We start from the raw sequence: 18562 nt of genomic DNA on the forward strand, positions 1-18562 counted from the left end.
TGGCGGATCAGACTTTTTGGCGGATCAGCGGTCGGTCGTGGCGCGCACCCACGGGAGCAGCAGGCGCTCAAGGCCGACGAGCAGGTAGTACAGGACGATCGTCGTGCTCGCGATCAGCACGAACGCGGCGAAGGCGGTCGAGGACTGCCCCTGGCCCAGCGTCTGCTGGATGATCGAGCCGAGGCCCGGCCGCTCCGCGTCGCCGGCCTGGAACTCGCCGATGATCGCGCCGACCGCCGCCAGCGGCAGCGCCAGCTTGAGGCCCACGAAGACCTGCGGCAGCGCGGCGGGCAGCCGCACCTTGAGGAACATCTTGGCGCGCGAGGCGTCGAGCGACCGCGCCATCTCGGCGAGCTCGGCCGGCGTGCGGGTCAGGCCCGTCACGGTGGAGAGCACGACCGGGAAGAAGCACATGACGAAGATCATGAACTGGATCGGCGGCTGCCCCCAGCCGAGCCAGGCGACCAGCATCGGACCCAGGGCGATCTTCGGTACGGCGTTGACGGCCACCAGCAGCGGCGAGAACATCCGCTCCAGCAGCGACGAACTGGCCAGCATGAGCCCGATGAAGAAGCCGGCGATCGAGGAGATGACGAAGCCGATCACCGTTTCCAGGGCCGTCACCAGCAGGCCCTCGAGCACGAACTGACGGTTTTCGTTGAAGCCGCGGAGTACGTCCTGGGGCGGCGGCAGCACGACCGGGTGTGCGAGGCCGAGCACCGTGGTGACCAGCCACCACGTGAAGACCGTGATGGTGAAGCCGGCGAGGGGGTAGACGATCGCGGGCACCCGTACCCGGGACCGGTCGGAGACCGCGACGGGCGGCGCGGCGACGGACGTGTCGCTCATTGTCTGGCTCCTTGCGCGTCTGCTTCGGGTGTGGCGACCGGCCGGCCGCCACACCCGTTCGCTATCTAGCGAATCAGACCTTCGGCAGCAGGTCGACAGAGATGATCTGCTCCGGCGTGATGCCCTGCGGAAGCTGACCCGCGCCCTGGAGGATCGCGATGCTCCGGGCCACCCGCTGGGTGTCGATCGTGCCGACCTTCTCGCCACTACCCGCCGAGCGGACGAACGAGGCCATCAGCTCCAGCTCGGCCTTCGCGGCGGCCTCCACCGTCGCCGGCTCGCTCTTCTTCAGGATGGTCGCCGCCTCACCGGGGTTGGCCAGCGAGTACTCCAGGCCCTTGAGCAGCGCCTGCGCGAACTTCTTGACCTCTTCCGGCTTCTCCTTGGCGTTCTTGCTGGAGGTGATCAGCACGTTGCCGTACAGGTCGGTCAGGTAGTCGCTGTATGGCAGGAAGGTCGGCTCCTTCTTGGTCACCGCGGCGATCGTCGGGCGGCCGACCACGAACTGGCCGATGCCGTCGACCTTGCCGGTGGCCAGCGTGCCGATCAGCTCAGCCGCCTGGCCGTCCTGCCACTTCACCTTGGTGTAGTCGATGTTCGCCAGCTTGGCGTACGTCGGGAACAGGTTGCGCACGACGGAGCCGGGTGTGTCGGCGAGGGTCTTGCCCTCCAGATCCTTCGGCGTCTTGATGTTCTTGTCCGACGTGGACGCGATGGCGGCCATCGTGCGCTGCTGGATCGCGGCGACCGCGGTGAAGTCCTTGGTGCCCTTGCCGAACGTGAGCAGACCACCGGTCAGGTCGATCGGGGTGTAGTCAGCCTTCCCCGACACGATGGCGGTGATGTTTCCACCCGTACCCTGACCTTTTTGGATAGTTACGTCAAAGCCGGCGTCGCGGAAGAAACCCTTTTCAAGCGCGACGGCGCCGTACGCGTCGCGGCCGAACGCACCGAACGACGTGAGGTACGTCACCTTTACGAGCTCACCGCCCGAGCCGGCGTTGTTTGTCGTTTCCGGTTCATCGGAGCTGCAACCTGCCACGACGGCCAGAGCCGTGGCCAGGGCGGCTACCGCAAACGTACGGGTAACCCTTCTCATGAACAGATTCCTTCCAACTGGAGGGGGCGTTGGAGCGACGGCGTCGCGGGCCGAGGGGTGACCCACGAAGCCGTTCATGAATGTCGCGCCACAGCGTAGGCGAAAGCCGGGTTTGCGACGCAAGGCGTATCAGGTTACGAACCGATCCCGGGCGGGGTATCGCGTCGCAACGGGATGCCGATAGCCTGACCGCGACCAATCACCCTCATCCGATCGAGACAGGGCGGTTACTGTGCGGGTTTGCGTCTTCACAGAGCCACACCGAGGCGCGACGTACGAGGACCAGCTGCGCCTCGCCCGTCTCGCCGAGGATGCGGGCTTCGAGGGCTACCTGCGCGCCGACCACTTCCAGGCGATGGGGCTCGAGGCCGGGCTGCCAGGGCCCACCGACGCCTGGATCACGCTGGCCGGGCTCGCCCGCGAGACCTCCCGCATCCGGCTCGGCACGCTTGTCACCTCGGTGACGTTCCGCCTGCCAGCACCCCTCGCGATCGCCGTTGCGCAGGTCGACGAGATGAGCGGCGGCCGCGTCGAGCTGGGCATCGGCACCGGGTGGTACCAGCGCGAGCACGTGTCGTACGGCATACCGTTCCCGTCCACAGGCGAGCGCTTCGACATCCTCGCCGAGCAGCTCGCGGTCATCACCGGGCTGTGGAGCACGCCGGTCGGTGAGCCGTTCAGCTTCAAGGGCGAGCACTACCAGCTCGTCGACGCGCCGGCGCTGCCCAAGCCGGTGCAGGTGCCGGGCCCGCCGATCATCGTGGGTGGGCGCGGCCCCAAGCGCACGCCCGAGATCGCCGCGCGGTTCGCGGACGAGTTCAACATGCCGTTCAAGACCGTCGCCGAGTCGAAGGGCGCGTTCGACCGGGTGCAGGCGGTCTGCGACAAGGTCGGGCGGGCCGCCTCCGGCAAGGCGCCGCTCGTGATGTCGGCCGGCATCGTGGTCGCCATCGGGCGCACGGACGCGGAGGCACAGCGGCGCGCGGCACCCCTGCACGCGCCCAGCGCCCTGCCGCCGGAGGACCCGGTGGTCGGCTCGCCGGCGCAGCTCGTCGACCGGATCGGCGAGTTCGCGGCGATCGGCGTGACCCGGGTGCACCTGCGGTTCATCGAGATCACCGACGTCGACCACCTCGAGTTGGTGGCTTCCGAGGTGCTTCCGCAGGTTGTCGCCCTGTGATCACAGAGCGCGAAAATGACCATGGCGGCATGGGCCGCGCTCGGCCTTCCCGATAGCCTGGCACCGGCGAGACCGCGCCGGGTAGGGAGCAGACGATGATTCGACTGGCCGGAGTTTCCCAGACGTTCCAGGCGCGATCGGGCGCTGTGGAGGCACTGCGAAACATCAACCTGACTGTCGCCGAGGGCGAGTTCATCGCCATCATCGGCCGCTCCGGCTGCGGAAAGTCCACTTTGCTCCGGCTGATCGCCGGCCTCATCGCGCCGAGCGCGGGCGAGGTCGCCGTCGCGGGGTCCCGGGTCAACAAGCCGCGCAAGGACATCGCGATGATGTTCCAGCGGCCGGCGCTGCTGCCCTGGCGCTCGGTCCTCGACAACGTGCTGCTCCCCGTGGAGATGTTCGGCTGGAAGCGGTCCGAGCACCGCCGGCGGGCCGAGGAGCTGCTCGACATGGTGGGCCTTGCCGGGTTCCACAAGAAGCAGCCGCACGAGCTCTCCGGCGGCATGCAGCAGCGGGTCGCGCTGTGCCGGGCACTGATCCAGCGTCCCAAGGTGATGCTGATGGACGAGCCCTTCTCCGCACTCGACGCGCTCACCCGCGAGGAGCTCTCGACCGAGCTGCAGCGCGTGCACATGGACCTGGGCGCCACGACCGTCTTCGTCACCCATTCGATTGACGAGGCGGTGCTACTGGCCGACCGCGTGGTCGTGCTCAGCCCGCGCCCCGGGCGGCTGCGGCGCATCGTCGACGTCAATATCCCGCGCCCCCGCTCGCTGGGACACAACGCGTACCTGGAGGAGGTGGCCCGCTGCAGCGCCGAGCTGCACGAGCTGCTGCTCACCCCCGACGGACCGCCCGCCGTGCCGGAGCACCACCCGGTGCCGCCGCAGTCCCAGCGCTCGCGCCAGCGGGTCTGATCGACTTTCTTAAGGGACTTTCAGCGGCTCCTGGGAAGTGCGTCAAGCCACGACCGGTCGGGTAGCGGCTGGGGTCAGGGAGCCGTAACGTGCCTGACATGGCCATCCGTACGTGGAGCAGGGTGCTCCTCGCCGCGCTGGGCGTAGCCATGCTCGCCGCGGCCAGCCAGCTCGGTGTGGCCTTCGGCCTCGGCGTCGTGCGGCTCAGCCGCACCTTCCCGGTCGACCAGGAAAACCAGTGGACCGCGCAGATGGCCTGGGTCGCCTGGTTCGCGATGGTGGCGGCGGTGGCCGGGGCGGTCGCGGCCGACCGGATGGCCCGCCGTCATGGTTACGAGGGCGGCATCGGCTCCCGGACCGCGTATTCGTTCTGCGCCGGCATCGGCGCGGCGGTCCTCGTGCCGCTCTGCATGCAGCCCGCGCGCTTCGCCATCGTCCGCTCCACCGACCCGGTGCTGGTCATCGGCCTGTCCGCCGCGCTGGGCGCGGTGGCTGGCGTGTTCGTCGCGCTGGCGGCGCTGAGCCACCGGCCCCTTTTGTGGAACGTCGGTGCCATCACGGGTGCCGCGTGGCTGCTCGCGCTCATCTCGGTGATCCCGTCGCTCGGCCCGGACGACCCGCTGCCCAACCTGCGGCTCGGCGTGCTCGACCTGGCCTCGTTCAGCACCGGCGCCGCACAGAGCTCGGCCGTCGTGACGATGCCCCTGCTGGCGCTGGTCATCGGGGCCGCGACGGCCGGCATCGGCAGGTGGCTCGGGCGCCCGCCGGTCACGATCGCCGCGTCCGGCATCATCGGGCCGGCGACGCTCTCCCTGGCCTACCTGGTGGCCGGCCCCGGCACGGACACCGACAAGTTCCAGGCCGCGCCCTACTGGGGTGCTCTCGTCGCGGTCGGCGCCGGCACGCTGGGCTCGGTCCTCGCGACGGTCGCCCGCCGCCCCAACTTCGGCCCGGCCACGCCCGACGAGGAGCCCGCACCCGCCGCGCCGCAGGAGCAGCCCTTGACCGGGCAGCCGCCCCGCGAGCAGGGCATCGAGCCGGTCTTCCGCGACCCGCCGGCCGGCGAGTGGAGCGTTCCCCTCCCCCGGCACGGCACCGAGCCGTCGCCCGCTCCGCCCACGCCGGCCCTCAGCTCCGCTTCGGCCGCCGACGAGACCACCGCCTCGCTGCCCACAGTGGAGCCGCCGGCCAGCCGCGGGGGCTCGTTCTTCTCGGCGCCCGAGCCCGCCCCCGCCCGCGACTCAGGCGGCGCCGGCCGCGGGCGACCCGGCGGTGGCCTGTTCGACGAGCCGACGGCCGACCTCGCGCCGCCGCCCTCGCCGCCCCAGGCACCCCCACCTCCCGGTCGCAAGTCCCGCCGCTCCGCCAGCCCCGTGACCCGGGTGCCGCCGAGGCCGCGACCGCGTTCTCCGCCGGCCGCCGCGCCGCGGAGTACTCGACGGGTGAGCTGCCCATCTACTCGGACGCTGAAGAAACCCGCGGCCGGCGCGCAGCCGCCGACCCGCCGGTCGACGACGAGCCGACCGGTCGCCGGTCCCGCAGGCGCGCCAAGGAGGAGGCACCGCCCGCCGCCGCGGAAGAGCCCGCCCGGCAGCGCCGCGGCCTGTTCGGTCGCCGCCGGGCCGCTCCGGAGCCGGAGCCCACCGAGCCCACCGGCAAGCTCGACGTGCCCACGCAGCGCGGTGGCCAGCCCCGCCCGGAGGCGCCGCTCAAGCCGCGCGACGAGGAGTACGTGGACTGGGTGAGCGGCCTTTCCACCCGCGAGACCGACCCGCGCGACTCGTCCCGCTGACGCAAAGCGGTGCCGCCCCGCGCGACTCGTCCCGGTCACGCAAAAGCGGGGCCGCCCCAACCGCGGCCCCGCAGAGTGATGCGCCTACCCGAGCCTCACGGCTTGCGCGCCACGACCACGCCGTTGGCCCCCGGCGCGTCGAAGTGGACCACGTGCGCGTCCACGAAGCCGGCGTCGGTCAGCCAGTCCGCGTACTCGGTCTCCGAGTAGTTGCGCCCGCCCACGGTCTCGACCAGCATGTTCATCCCCATCAGGGCGGCCGACGCGGGTCCGGTGCGGTCGGCGTTGAGCAGCAGCTCCGACACCACCACCGCGCCGCCCGCGGGCAGGGCGGCGTAGCACTTGGCGAGCAGCGCGCGGTTTGTCGGCTCGTCCCAGTCGTGCAGGATCATGCTCAGCAGCATCACGTCGTACCCGGCCGGGAGCGCCTCGTCGTGCAGGAAGTTGCCCGCCACCGTGTCGATCCGGTCGGCGAGCCCCGCCGCCGACGCCTTCTCGGCGGCGATCGGCACCACGTGCGGCAGGTCGAACACGGTGGCCCGCAGCGACGGGTATCGCCGGCACAGCTCGATCGGGTACGCGCCGGAGCCGCCGCCCACGTCCAGCAGTCGCGAGTGCGTGCCGAAGTCGTACGCCTCGCCGAGCGCGCGGGCGGTGAAGATTGACGTCGAGTACATCGCCTCCCAGAAGAGCGCGAGCAGCTGCGGGTCCTCGGTCTCGAACATCGACTCCTGCGTGTCCGGGTCCCAGGTGAGCGGGCGGTCCGTGCGCAGCGCGTCGCCGACCCGGTGCCAGGCCAGGTAGGTGCGCCGGTCGCAGTAGCGCACCTGGCCGCCGAAGTAGTACTGCTTGCCGGCGACAAGGAACTCCTCGGCGAGCGCCGAGTTGCGGTACCCGTCGCCGTCGCGCTCCAGCAGGCCGAGCGAGGCGCAGGCGGCGAAGAGCAGGTCGGCGGGGCGTTCGGCGAGGCCCAGCTCGGCAGCGGCCTTCTCGACGGTGATGCTCTTGCCGCCGGCGAGCTTGGTGAACAAGTCAAGCTCGACGGCGGCAGCAAACGTCTTGAAGCTCCAGAAACCGGACACCAGGCGCATGAGGGGTGTTGGCGTCAGCATCCGGACATGCTACAAAGTTCAACTAACGCTGGTCACTATCTATGACCGTAAACATTAGGAAAAATCATGCGAGAGGCAGATAAACCTTCCCGCCTGCCTCGACGAACTCCTCTGATTTGTCCTTCATGCCCTTCTCCGCGTACGCCTTGAGCTCCTGCGTGATCTTCATCGAGCAGAACTTGGGGCCGCACATCGAGCAGAAGTGCGCGGTCTTGGCGGGCTGAGCCGGGAGCGTCTGGTCGTGGTACGCCCGCGCGGTCTCCGGATCGAGCGCCAGGTTGAACTGGTCCTCCCAGCGAAACTCGAAGCGCGCCTTGGAGAGCGCGTCGTCCCACGCCTGCGCGCCCGGGTGTCCCTTCGCAAGGTCGGCGGCGTGCGCAGCGATCTTGTACGCGATCACGCCCGCCTTCACGTCGTCACGGTCCGGCAGGCCCAGGTGCTCCTTCGGCGTGACGTAGCAGAGCATGGCCGTGCCGTACATGCCGATCATCGCGGCGCCGATCGCCGAGGTGATGTGGTCGTACGCCGGCGCGATGTCCGTGGTCAGCGGCCCGAGCGTGTAGAACGGCGCCTCGTGGCACACCTCCTGCTGGAGGTCCACGTTTTCCTTGATCTTGTGCATCGGCACGTGGCCGGGGCCCTCGATCATGACCTGTACGCCGTGCTCCCACGCCACCGTGGTCAGCTCGCCCAGCGTCCGCAACTCGCTGAACTGCGCCTCGTCGTTGGCATCCGCGATCGAGCCGGGCCGCAGCCCGTCGCCGAGCGAAAACGTGACGTCGTACCGCGCGAGGATCTCGCACAGCTCCGGAAAGTTTGTGTAAAGGAAGTTTTCCTCGTGGTGCGCGAGGCACCACGCCGCCATGATCGAGCCGCCGCGGGAGACGATGCCGGTGACCCGCTCGACGGCCAGCGGCACGTAGCGCATGAGCACACCCGCGTGCACCGTCATGTAGTCGACGCCCTGCTCGCACTGCTCGACGACGGTGTCCCGGAAGACCTCCCAGGAGAGCTTGACCGGGTCACCGCCGACCTTCTCCAGCGCCTGGTAGATCGGAACGGTGCCGATCGGAACGGCGGAGTTGCGGATGATCGCCTCGCGGGTCTCGTGGATCCGCTTACCGGTGGACAGGTCCATCACGGTGTCCGCGCCCCACCGGGTGGCCCACGTGAGCTTCTCCACCTCTTCCGCGATCGAGGAGGTGACCGCTGACGTGCCGATGTTGGCGTTGACCTTCACCAGGAAACGCCGCCCAATGATCATCGGCTCGGACTCGGGGTGGTTGACGTTCGCCGGCAGCACCGCGCGACCGGCCGCGATCTCCTCGCGCACGACGGACGGATCGACACCCTCACGGATAGCAACAAACTCCATTTCGGGCGTGACGACGCCGGCACGCGCATACGCGAGCTGAGTGGGTCGCGAGCCGGCCAGCGGCGTGCCAGCACCCCGCACCGGAGCGACGTCGCCACGTGCCGCGATCCACGGCCCGCGCAGCGGCGGCAGCCCCACCTCGGGATCCGAGCCTGGGCCGGACGTGTCGTACAGCCTCACCGGCGGCTCGCCACCGGTCAGGTCCACCTCGGCGAACGGTACCTGAATGTCCGGTTGGGACCCCTCGACGTACACCTTGCGACGCGCTGACATCGTGCCTCCAAAAGGGCTAGATCGCTTTCCAATCGAGGTGATCGAGCGGTCCCGTGCCGCCGCCCAGCTTCCATTCGCGGGCGCCCGCGAGGGCCCGCGCGACGTACTGCTTCGCGAACGCGAGCGCGTCCAGCACCGAGTCGCCCAGCGCCAGCCGGGCCGCGATCGCCGCGGAGAACGTGCAGCCCGTGCCGTGCGTGTTGCGGGTGGCGATGCGCGGGTAGCGCAGGAAGCGGGTGCCCGCGTCCGTCCACACCGCGTCGACGGCCTCGTCGCCGGCCACCATGTCGCCGCCGGTCACCACCACGAACTTCGGCCCGCCCGCCGCCAGTTGCCCGGCCGCGCCCGCCATGTCGGCCGGCGTGGCCACCGGCCAGCCGACAAGCGCCGACGCCTCCTCCCGGTTGGGGGTGGCGACAAGCGCGTACGGCAGCAGGCGCTCGATAGCGCCGACCACCCCAGCCGCCGCCCGCTCGACGAGGCGAGCACCGGATCGATGACGAGGTTGGGGAGCAGCCCCGCGCGGGCCTTGGCCAGCACGGCAGCGCCGACCTCGGCCGTGGCGAGCATGCCGGTCTTGGTCGCGGCCGGTGGCAGGTCGTCCAGGAGCGAGTTGAGCTGGGTGCTCACGACGTTGCCCGGCATCGGGAACACGTCCTGCACACCCCGGGTGTTCTGTGCCGTCGCGGCGGTGATGACCGACGTGCCGTACACCCGCAGCGCCGCGAAGACCTTGAGGTCGGCCTGGATGCCGGCGCCCCCGCCCGAGTCGGAGCCGGCGATGGTGAGCGCGATCGGAGGTGTCATGACCACACCCCATCCTGGCCAGCGGGCGTTTTGACGGACAGCGTCGCACCGTGAAGGTCACGAACCACCGCAACGGGGTCGTCCGCCCGCATCACCGCGCCCATCACGGCCACCCCGGCGGCACCCGCGGCGAAGCAGTCGGCCGCGTTGTCCGGTGTGACGCCGCCGAGCGCGAGCACCGGAACAGGCGAGCGGTCGGCAAGTCGCGCGAGGCCGTCGAGCCCGAGCGGCGGACCGTACCCCGGCTTGGAGGGCGTGGGAAAGACCGGCGAGACGATCGCGTAGTGCTCGCGCGTCAGCCGGGACAGCTCCGCCTCGTCGTGGCACGAGCGGCCGACCAGCGAGAGGTCCGGAGGCGGGTACGGCCCGGCCGACGCGAGGTGCACCGCCTCCCCACCCAGCGGGTCCGCACCCGCCACGATCAACCGCCCACCCACATCCGCGAGCACCGCGCGCAGGGCCGCCGCCAGCGACGCACGCTCATCGGGGTCCATGTCCTTCTCCCGGAGTACGACCCATCGGGCCCCGCCCTCGACGGAAGCCGCGACGGTCTCCACGAGCGGCCGGCGCGACATCCGCCGGTCGGTGAGGATCACGATCCCCGCCGGGATCACAGCGCCGGCCTACCCTCGTCCGGTGTGGACGCGAGTGCGTGAAAGCGCCGCGGTATCCGTCCAGCCCGCGCCGCGAGCCGCCCCGCCTCGATCGCGTGGCGGATCGCCGCGGCCATGCGCACCGGATCGGCGGCCCGGGTGATCGCGCTGGCCACCATCACCGCGTCGCAGCCGAGCTCCATCGCGAGCGCGGCGTCCGAGGCGGTGCCGATGCCCGCGTCGAGGATCACCGGCAGGTCCACCGACTGGCGGATCAGCTGGATGTGGTGCGGGTTGGAGATGCCCAGCCCGGAGCCGATCGGCGAGCCGGCCGGCATCACGCCCGCACAGCCGGCGTCGACGAGCCGGCGGGCGAGGATGGGGTCGTCGGTCGTGTACGGCAACACCTGGAACCCGTCCGCCACAAGCTCCTCGGCGGCGCGCAGCAGCTCCACGCCGTCCGGCAGCAGGGTGCGCTCGTCGCCGATCACTTCGAGCTTGACCCACGGCGTCTCGAACGCCTCGCGCGCCAGGTGCGCGACCTTCACCGCCTCCCGGGCCGTGAAACAGCCGGCCGTGTTCGGCAGCACCTGCACGCCGCAGCGGTCCAGCATGTCGAGCAGCCCGCCGTTCATGGTGGCGGCGGCGTCGACCCGCCGCAGCGAGATGGTGACGAGCTCGCTGCCGCTCTCCTTGACCGCACGCTCCAGAATGTCCAAGTTGGACGCGCCACCGGTGCCGAGGATCAGCCGTGAACGCAGCTCCACGCCCGCGATCCGCAAACTCCCGCTCACCTAGCCCCCTTGCGCCGCGGTCAGGACCTCCACCTGGTCGCCCTCGCGCAGTGGCGCGCCCGGCCACCCGGCGCGGGGCACGACCTCGCCGTTGACCGCGACCGCGACCCCGCGCACCACCGGCGTCACGACCCGCACGAGGTCCGCGACGGTCGCCCCGTCGGGCACGGCCTGCGGGTTGCCGTTTACGACCACCTTCATGCGAACCTCCCGGGCGCGTACGGTCCCAACATCGGATCCGGCTCCCCGTCTCCACCAGGTCGGCGACGAGGTCGGCGGTGAGCGGCGTGAGCACGATGCCGTGGCGGTAGTGGCCGGTCGCCACGATCACGCCGTCGCCGTGCGTGCCGATCAGCGGCGCGTTGTCGGGCGTGCCGGGGCGGTGGCCGGCGATGGCCTCGGCCAGCTCGTACTCGTAGATCTCCGGCACCAGGTCACCGGCGGCGCGCAGCAGCTCCGCCACCCCACCGGCCGTGACCTGCGCGTCAGCGCGTTCCTCCACAGTCGCGCCCACCACGACCTCACCGTCCAGCCGAGGTACGAGGTATATGTGCCGGCCGTCCGCGTACCCGCGAATGACGTGAGAGAAGCCCGGCGGCTGCTGGCCGGGCGCGCGGAGGCGGATGATCTGGCCCTTGACCGGGCGGACCGGAAGCCCGGTCAGCGCGGCCGACCCGGTCCCGGCGGCGATGACGGTGACCCGCGCGGGCCCGGGCTCGCGGACGATGGTCGCGCCGGCGGCGGCCGCGGCCCTGCGCAATGCCGGCACGAGCCGCCGCGGGTCGACCTGGTGGTCGTCCGGCGCGTGCGCACCACCCCGCACCCGCGGCGACAGCAGCGGCTCGCGGTCGCGCAGCTGCGTGGGCCGCAGCGCCGTGATCGGCAGGCCGAGACCCGTCTGGTACGCGCGCAGCCGCTCCGCCTCGGCAAGGTCGTCGCCGGTCAGCGCGACGACCAGCGTGCCCTCGGTGCGGTAGCCGACCTCCTCGGCGCCCAGCTCGGCGGCGAAGGCGGGCCACCGCCGCGCCGACTCGACGAGGAAGGCGGTGAGGGCGGCCTCGCCGAAGTACGCCTCGGCGACCGGCCCGAGCATGCCGGCGGACGCGTGCCACGCGCCGCGCCGCCCGTCGTCGACCACCTCGACCGCCATGCCGCGGGTGGCGCACCGCCAGGCGATCGCCAGCCCGATGGGGCCCGCGCCGACGACGGTGACGTCCTTCATCGGAGGGCGTCCCAGAGTGCCTTCGTGGCCTCGACCGGATCCGGTGCCTGGGACAGCGCGCCGATCACCGCCACCCCGTGGGCGCCGGCCGCCCGCAGCTCGGGTATCCGCTCGGCCGTCACGCCCGCGATAGCGATCACCGGCACGCCCACCGCGCGCGCCACGGCCGCAACCCCCTCGACCCCGATCGGCGTTGGAAGGCCGTCTTTGGTCCTTGTCGCGTACGCCGGCCCGACGCCCAGGTAGCTTGCCCCGGCATCCACCGCCGCCCTGGCGGTCGCCGGCTCGCGCGCCGTCGCGCCGAGGATCGCGTACGGCCCGAGCACCCGCCGCGCCGCGTCGACCGGCAGGTCGAGCGCGCCGACGTGGCCGCCGTCGGCACCGACCGCCAGCGCGACGTGGAGGCGGTCGTTGACCAGGCAGATCGCGCGCGCTTCGGCACAGAGCGCCCTTACCCGCGCGGCAAGCTCGTACGCCTCGCGGTCGGTCGCGTCGTCCTCGACGCGCACCTGCACGGCGAGATGCTCGCCGGCCACGCCGAGCGCAGCCTCGACGACGGCCAGCGGCTCGCGGCCGGGTCGGGTGTCGGTGATGAGGTGAAGCCGAGGAAACGGCCGCATGCAGCTCTCCTCCCTGCGCCGGCATTACCCGGATCAGGTTCGACGGTCGAGGGCTGCATGCCCCCCTCTCAGCCCGGTGCACCGGGCTCCCGTGGGTCACTCCTTCGGCGAGGGTACGACGCCGTTAACGCCGCCGTAAAGGGGACGCCACGTGAGACGCGCGTTACTACGCTCCGGCGGGCACGTCCACCGTGGTCTTCACCGTTGCCTGGTTGAGGTCGTCCAGGCGGATGGTCAAAGTGAGCTCCCACTCCCCGGGGTACGGGAAGGTGATCGCGCCGATGCCCTGGTTGCCGCGGATCGACACCACCTCGTTGGGGATCGGCGGGATGCCCTTATCCGGCAGCGCGGCAGTGACCCGCCACTCGGCCACCTCGACCGGCTTGCCCGCCGGCGTGTAGACGAACGCGTGCAGCGTGTTGTTTTCCCCGATCTGCACCGGGAAGATCTCGAACTGCACCGAGAAGAGCGAGCTGTTCAGCGTCGTCGAGTAGCCGACGGCATCGGCGGCCGCCTGTGCCTCGATGTCCGCCGAGCGCCCCGGGGTGGTCTGCACGAGCACCGAGCTGGCCGCGAGCACGATCGCGGCGAGGCCCAGCTCCGCGGCGACGAGGCGCCCGAGGCGGTCCGGCAAGCGGCGCATCACCAGGCGCCGGGAGAAGAACGCGACCGCGAGCACCGCGCCCAGCAGGCCGGCCTTGGCCAGGATCAGCAGGCCGTACCGCGTGTCGAAGAGCGCGCTCACCCCGCCGATCTCGATGACCGCCTGCACAACGCCGCCCAGCACCAGCCAGCACACGGCGACCGCGGCCCACCGCGACCAGACCGGCAGCACGACGCCGAGCGCGCGGCGGTCGGCCCAGCCCTTGCGGAGCACGAAGCCGACCAGCACCACCAGGCCGCCCAGCCAGACCGCCATGCTGGCCAGGTGCACGGTGTCCGCGACCGCCGACACGGGCGGCATCGGCGAGGCGGCCGCGTGACCGGACAGCGGCCAGGTGAGCAGCCCGACCCCGCCGAGCAGCAGCAACGGCACGGGCGAGGCGCGGTGGCCGGGGCGCGGCACCGGTCGCTCGGCGGGCGGCTGGTCGAGCACCGGCGGTCCACCGGCACCGACGAGGACCCGCTCCCGCACCGCAACGGGATGGGCAGCGCGCAGCGGCGAGCGCACGCGCAGCAGCACCACTACCGCGGCCAGCACCACGAGCCGCACCGCCGACCAGAGGCCGAACGAGCTCAGCGCCACCTCACGCAGCTCGGTCGCCGACACGTCCAGCGGGCCGGCGCCCGACGTGTACGGCGCCTGTAGCCAGAACGACGCCACCGTGCTCGCGGCGATCAGGCCCAACCCGACCCGCACCAGCCGCGTCGGGCCGCGGGTCGGCGTGCGGCGCGGCCACAGCACGGTGAGGAAGAGCAGCGGGCCGACGACGAGCGTGAGCCCGACGTACCCGGCGTACCTGGCGACCGGCATCAGGACGCCCACCGTCGGGTCGTCCTCCAGCGCGGACGGTGCGGTCTGCGACGGCGCGCCGACCGAAAACATGAAGCCGCCCGAGAGCGGGTGCCCGTCGGCCGAGATGATGCGGTAGCTGACCAGGTACGTCCCGAGGGGGTGGTCGGCGGGCCGCACGTCCAGCGACAGCGTGCCACCGGACGCGACCGGGTCACCGGTGTTGATGCGCTTGCCGTCCGGGGCGATCACCTGCGTCTTGCCCGGGATCACGCGCACCGGCTCGTTGAAGGTGAGCGACACCTTCGTCGGCGACGAGCCGATCACCGAGCCCTGCTCGGGCGTGGTCGAGACGAGCGCGGCGTGCGCGCTCGCTGGGGCGGCGGGCACCAGAAAGGCCAGGCACAGCCCAGCCACCAGGGCCCCCACCCACCGTCTCATGCAAGGTTGTTCGGATTTCGCCAGCGGATGGTTCAATCCCAGACCGGCTCGGGCGCCTCCACCACCTCACCGTCGCCGCCGAAGACCACGAACCGGTCGAACGAGCGCGTGAACCACCGGTCGTGCGTCACCGCCACCACCGTGCCGGAAAACGCCGCGAGCCCCTCCTCGAGCGCCTCCGCCGAGGCCAGGTCGAGGTTGTCGGTGGGCTCGTCGAGCAGCAGCAGCGTCGCACCCGACAGCTCCAGCAGGAGCACCAGAAAGCGCGCCTGCTGCCCGCCGGAGAGCGTGCCGAACCGCTGGTCACCCTGCCCCGCCAGGTCGTACCGGTTGAGCGCTTTCATCGCCGCGTGCCGGTCCATCCCGTCACGGTGCTCGTCGCCGCGCCACAGGGTCTCGACCAGCGTCTTGTCGAGCAGCTCGGGGTGGTCGTGCGTCTGGGAGAAGTGGCCGGGACGCACGCGGGCACCGAGCCGGGCACTGCCGGCGTGGGCCACCGCGGACGGCGTGTCCAGGAGCCGCAGGAAGTGCGACTTGCCGGTGCCGTTGGCGCCGAGCACGGCAACCCGGTCGCCGTACCAGATCTCCAGGTCGAACGGGTACGTCAGCCCGTCGATCTCCAGCTGCTCGCACATCACCGCCCGCTTGCCGGTGCGCCCGCCGGTCAGCCGGATGCGGATGTCCTGGTCGCGCGGGGGCAGCTCGGGCGGCCCCGCCTCCTCAAACTTGCGCAGCCGGGTCTGTGCCGCCTGGTAGCGCGGCGCCATCGCGGAGTTGTAGGCGGCCTTCTGCTTGTACATGAGCATCAGCTCGCGCAGCTTCTGGTGCTCCTCGTCCCAGCGGCGCCGCCGCTCCTCCAGCTTGTCGTGCCGCGCGACGCGCGCCTCGTGCCAGGAGGCGAAGCCGCCCGGGTGCACCCACGCGCTGCCCCCTCGACGGCGACGACCCGGTCGGCGGTGTTGGCGAGCAGCTCGCGGTCGTGCGACACGTACAGCACGGACTTGGTCGACTCGCGCAGCCGCTCCTCCAGCCACCGCTTGCCGGGCACGTCGAGAAAGTTGTCCGGCTCGTCGAGCAGCAGCACCTCGTCGGTGCCACGCAGCAGCAGCTCCAGGGCGAAGCGCTTCTGCTGGCCGCCGGAGAGCGTGCGCACCGGGCGCTCGCGCACCTCGTCCCACGGCTTGCCGAGCACCAGCGTGGCCACGGTGTCGAAGAGCACCTCGGCGTCGTACCCGCCCGCCTCGCCCCAGGCGGCCAGCGCGTTCGCGTACGCGATCTGCTTGCGGTCGGACGGGTCCTCGTGGACCGCTGCCTCGGCGGCGGCGAGCCGCTCACCCGCGGCGCGCAGCGGCGGCGGGGCGAGCGAGAGGGCCAGCTCGCGCAGCGGAGTGTCGTCGCCGATCATGCCGATGAACTGCCGCATCACGCCGAGCCCGCCAGCACGCGCGACCGCGCCGCTCACGACGGGCAGGTCGCCGGCCACCATCCGCAGGAGCGTGGTCTTGCCGGCGCCGTTGGGACCGACGAGCGCGACCTTCGCACCCTCGCCGACCCGAAACGAGACGTCGTTGAACAGCTCCCGGCCGTCCGGGAGCACATACCCCACGCCGGCGACGTCCACGTAACCCACGCCGAAATCTTCCCTGATCGGCAGGTCAGCGGTCACCCGACTTTCAGGCGCCGCCGACCTTCAAGACCCGGTACCCCTTCTGGCTGGCGTGCCGCTCGACCCGGTGGCCCTGCTCCTCAAGCCATCGCTGGAGCGAGTCGCCGCCGAGGTGCCGGGCGACCACGAGCCAGCCGACACCGCCCGGCGCCAGCCGGGGCAGCCACCGGTCGAGCATCGCGTGCAGCTCCGCCTTGCCGATCCGGATCGGCGGGTTGGACCAGATCTCCGCGAACCGCACGCCGTCCGCCACATCCTCGGGCGCGACCACCCGCACGTTGCCCGCGCCGAGCCGGGCGGCGTTTTCGGCGGCGAGGGTGCGGGCCCGCTCGTTCACATCCACCGCGTACACCGTGGCGCGCGGCGCGGACGTCGCGAGCACGCAGGCGATAGGGCCGTAGCCGCACCCCAGGTCGAGGAAGGGACCGGCGGCACCGGCCGCGGGCAGCGGGGCCTTCCGCAGGAGTACCGCCGTGCCGGGGTCGAGGCGCTCGGCGGAGAAGACGCCGCCGGCGGTGACCAGCGCGTACTCCCGGCCGCCGGCGGTGAACTCCACGTCGCGGCGGTGCTCGCCGACGCTCGGCTGGGCGGTGAAGTAGTGCTCTCCGGTCACGCCGAGCATTCTCACACGTGGGTTTGCACGGCCTGGAAGTTCCCTCTTCCGGGGATGTGTCCCACTATTGCCATATCTGGTGAAACGTGATCTATTAGCGTGTCCGGCATGGTTCACGGGCGTTGGTTCGGGTTCGACGGGCGGCACGCGCACACCGGTCCTCGCCACGCCCGCCCCAGCTCCATCTCGGAGCTGCTGGCCCGGCCGCAGAAGCGCACATGGCAGGCGTTCACGACCGGGCTCGGCATCTTCACGATGCTGGCGGTGTGCGGGCTGAGCTCGTTCTTCATCGTGGCGGACGAGCGGCAAGGGCGGGACGCGCAGGCGTCAGGGGCGGCACCGCCGGTCACCGTGCTTCGCGACATCAGCTCCCGCGAGGCCGATCCGGCGCCGCTCACCGCGGCCGAGGTGTTTGCGGTCGGCGAGGTGGTGGTCGACCCGGCGCGGCCGGCCTACCGGGTGCTCAAGACGCAGGCGGACCGCAACTGCGCCGCCGCGGCCAGCGGCGAGATCGGCACGTTGCTCACCGACCTGGGCTGTGACCAGGTGGTACGCGGGACGCTGCGCGCGCCCTCCGGCGGGTACCTGGTGACGGCCGGCATCTTCAACCTCGACGACGTGGCCGGCGCGACCTGGGCCCGCGAGCAGATCAAGTCGATGGTCGACGGCGAGCGGGGCCGCTTCCAGGGCATGCCCGCCGGCAAGGGCACCGAGGCGATCGCGCTCTCGTCGGCACACGTCGGGTGGCACGCGCGCGGCCACTACCTGCTCTACTGCGTGACCGCCCGTGCCGACGGTCGGCCGATCCCACCGGCCGACGCCGAGGCCGCGCGGATCCTCACCGACATGCTCGATCTGTACCTGAACGGCACCGTGGTGGAGAGGCGAGCGGTCGTCTCAACCCCGTAGCCTGCGGGTCAGCTCCGCGCGGCTCGCGTACTCCTCGGGGTCTTCGGGATAGCCGACCGCGACAAGCGTCAGGCCGTGCGGCGGCGCGACGGTCACCTCGCTTGACCGCTCGGCGCGGCTGAGCAGGCTCGCCGGCCAGTCGACCGGTCGCCGCCCGTCGCCGGCCACGAGCAGCGCGCCGACCAGGCTGCGCACCATTGCCTGGCAGAAGGCGTCGGCCTGTACGGTCGCCACCACCATGCCGTCCGGGTCGCGCCGCCAGTCGAGCCGGCTGATCGCCCGGATGGTCGTGGCGTGCTCCTTGCGCTTGCAGTACGCCGCGAAGTCGTGCTCGCCCAGGAAGCCCTTGGCGGCGGCGTTGAGCGTGTCGACGTCGAGCGGGCGCGGCCAGGCGAGGATGTCGTGGCGGCGCAGCGGCTCGGCGCCGTACGGCGCGTCGGTGACCCGGTACTCGTACCGCCGGAACGTCGCGGAGAAGCGGGCGTCGAAGTCGCCCGGCACCTCGCGGGCCGCCCGCACCCTCGCGTCGGGGGGCATGAGCGCGGCCAGCCGCCGTACGAGCGTGGGCGCGAGCCGGGCCCACTCCTCGTCGGGCAGGTCGACGTGGCAGACCTGGCCGGTCGCGTGCACGCCCGCGTCGGTACGCCCGGCGACCGTGAGCCCGGTCGCCGTGCCCGGGCCGAGCAGCCGCTCCAGCGCCTCCATGAGGACCCCGGCGACGGTGCGGCGCTCCGGCTGGGCGGCCCAGCCGGAGAAGCTCGTACCGTCGTACGACACGTCGAGCCGTACCCGGGTCATCCGCGCTCCTGTCCCTGGATGCGGCAGGGCGCCCCTCACATGCGTGAGA

The 18562-nt window shown here is 71.8% G+C and carries 15 protein-coding genes, 3 pseudogenes and 1 riboswitch; of the genes and pseudogenes, 4 read left to right on the forward strand and 14 right to left on the reverse strand.

Going from position 1 to position 18562, the window contains the following annotated elements; all coding sequences use genetic code 11:
• Nucleotides 1-24 precede the first annotated feature (24 nt).
• Together Phou_RS15080 and Phou_RS15085 are read right to left on the reverse strand one after the other, a co-directional pair.
• Nucleotides 25-849 carry an ABC transporter permease gene (locus tag Phou_RS15080; protein WP_173056625.1) on the reverse strand — a complete coding sequence of 275 codons (825 nt, stop codon included), beginning with the start codon at nucleotides 847-849 and terminating at the stop codon, nucleotides 25-27.
• A 73-nt stretch (nucleotides 850-922) separates the two neighbouring features.
• Nucleotides 923-1948, reverse strand: coding sequence for an ABC transporter substrate-binding protein (locus Phou_RS15085; protein ID WP_173056626.1), 1026 nt, complete (start codon nucleotides 1946-1948; stop codon nucleotides 923-925).
• Nucleotides 1949-2180: 232 nt separating this feature from the next.
• On the opposite strand from Phou_RS15085, the gene Phou_RS15090 reads away from it, so the two are divergent.
• The 3 genes from Phou_RS15090 to Phou_RS15100 all read left to right on the forward strand — a co-directional run bounded on the left by Phou_RS15090 (nucleotide 2181) and on the right by Phou_RS15100 (nucleotide 5790).
• Complete coding sequence (locus Phou_RS15090) at nucleotides 2181-3128, forward strand: LLM class F420-dependent oxidoreductase (RefSeq protein ID WP_173056627.1); 948 nt, start codon at nucleotides 2181-2183, stop codon at nucleotides 3126-3128.
• Between the two features lie 95 nt (nucleotides 3129-3223).
• Nucleotides 3224-4045 carry an ABC transporter ATP-binding protein gene (locus Phou_RS15095; protein ID WP_173056628.1) on the forward strand — a complete coding sequence of 274 codons (822 nt, stop codon included), beginning with the start codon at nucleotides 3224-3226 and terminating at the stop codon, nucleotides 4043-4045.
• A gap of 98 nt (nucleotides 4046-4143) precedes the next feature.
• On the forward strand, nucleotides 4144-5790 hold the full coding sequence (locus Phou_RS15100) for a hypothetical protein (protein ID WP_173056629.1): 1647 nt from the start codon (nucleotides 4144-4146) through the stop codon (nucleotides 5788-5790).
• Between the two features lie 142 nt (nucleotides 5791-5932).
• On the opposite strand, the gene Phou_RS15105 is transcribed toward Phou_RS15100, so the two are convergent.
• From Phou_RS15105 to Phou_RS15155, 11 genes and pseudogenes are all read right to left on the reverse strand, one after another.
• On the reverse strand, nucleotides 5933-6949 hold the full coding sequence (locus Phou_RS15105; RefSeq protein ID WP_173056630.1) for a methyltransferase: 1017 nt from the start codon (nucleotides 6947-6949) through the stop codon (nucleotides 5933-5935).
• A gap of 64 nt (nucleotides 6950-7013) precedes the next feature.
• Entirely contained in the window at nucleotides 7014-8597 is a 1584-nt protein-coding gene (gene thiC / locus Phou_RS15110) for a phosphomethylpyrimidine synthase ThiC (protein WP_173056631.1), read from the reverse strand.
• 16 nt (nucleotides 8598-8613) lie between these two features.
• Nucleotides 8614-9404: pseudogene (gene thiD / locus Phou_RS15115) on the reverse strand (bifunctional hydroxymethylpyrimidine kinase/phosphomethylpyrimidine kinase).
• A complete protein-coding gene (locus Phou_RS15120) occupies nucleotides 9401-10018 on the reverse strand; it encodes a thiamine phosphate synthase (protein WP_281365031.1) in 618 nt (205 codons plus the stop codon). Before Phou_RS15120 ends, thiD begins: the two are co-directional and overlap by 4 nt.
• The gene (locus Phou_RS15125) at nucleotides 10015-10791 is read right to left on the reverse strand and encodes a thiazole synthase (RefSeq protein ID WP_173056632.1); all 777 of its coding nucleotides are present in this window, start codon (nucleotides 10789-10791) and stop codon (nucleotides 10015-10017) included. Before Phou_RS15125 ends, Phou_RS15120 begins: the two co-directional genes overlap by 4 nt.
• Entirely contained in the window at nucleotides 10792-10992 is a 201-nt protein-coding gene (gene thiS, locus Phou_RS15130) for a sulfur carrier protein ThiS (RefSeq protein WP_173056633.1), read from the reverse strand.
• Nucleotides 10989-12013, reverse strand: a pseudogene (gene thiO, locus Phou_RS15135) (glycine oxidase ThiO). The gene thiS and the pseudogene thiO overlap by 4 nt, the downstream one beginning before the upstream one ends.
• Nucleotides 12010-12633, reverse strand: a complete 624-nt coding sequence (gene thiE, locus Phou_RS15140) for a thiamine phosphate synthase (RefSeq protein WP_173056634.1) — start codon at nucleotides 12631-12633, stop codon at nucleotides 12010-12012. Before thiE ends, thiO begins: the two are co-directional and overlap by 4 nt.
• Before the next feature lie 8 nt (nucleotides 12634-12641).
• Nucleotides 12642-12728: riboswitch (TPP riboswitch) on the reverse strand.
• A gap of 71 nt (nucleotides 12729-12799) precedes the next feature.
• Nucleotides 12800-14527 (reverse strand): copper resistance CopC/CopD family protein, encoded by a 1728-nt coding sequence (locus Phou_RS15145; RefSeq protein WP_173056635.1) that lies wholly within the window; start codon nucleotides 14525-14527, stop codon nucleotides 12800-12802.
• Nucleotides 14528-14559: 32 nt separating this feature from the next.
• Nucleotides 14560-16157, reverse strand: a pseudogene (locus Phou_RS15150) (ABC-F family ATP-binding cassette domain-containing protein).
• Nucleotides 16158-16200: 43 nt separating this feature from the next.
• Nucleotides 16201-16806 (reverse strand): class I SAM-dependent methyltransferase, encoded by a 606-nt coding sequence (locus tag Phou_RS15155; protein WP_173056636.1) that lies wholly within the window; start codon nucleotides 16804-16806, stop codon nucleotides 16201-16203.
• Between the two features lie 108 nt (nucleotides 16807-16914).
• Between Phou_RS15155 and Phou_RS15160 the strand changes: the two genes are divergently transcribed.
• A complete protein-coding gene (locus Phou_RS15160; protein WP_173056637.1) occupies nucleotides 16915-17715 on the forward strand; it encodes a hypothetical protein in 801 nt (266 codons plus the stop codon).
• Here the strand turns inward: Phou_RS15160 and truA are convergent.
• The gene (gene truA / locus Phou_RS15165) at nucleotides 17704-18513 is read right to left on the reverse strand and encodes a tRNA pseudouridine(38-40) synthase TruA (RefSeq protein WP_173056638.1); all 810 of its coding nucleotides are present in this window, start codon (nucleotides 18511-18513) and stop codon (nucleotides 17704-17706) included. The two genes, Phou_RS15160 and truA, sit on opposite strands and share 12 nt — an antisense overlap.
• Between the last annotated feature and the right edge of the window lie 49 nt (nucleotides 18514-18562).

Origin of the sequence: Phytohabitans houttuyneae (genome assembly GCF_011764425.1) — a bacterium.
Classification (GTDB): Bacteria; Actinomycetota; Actinomycetes; order Mycobacteriales; family Micromonosporaceae; genus Phytohabitans; species Phytohabitans houttuyneae.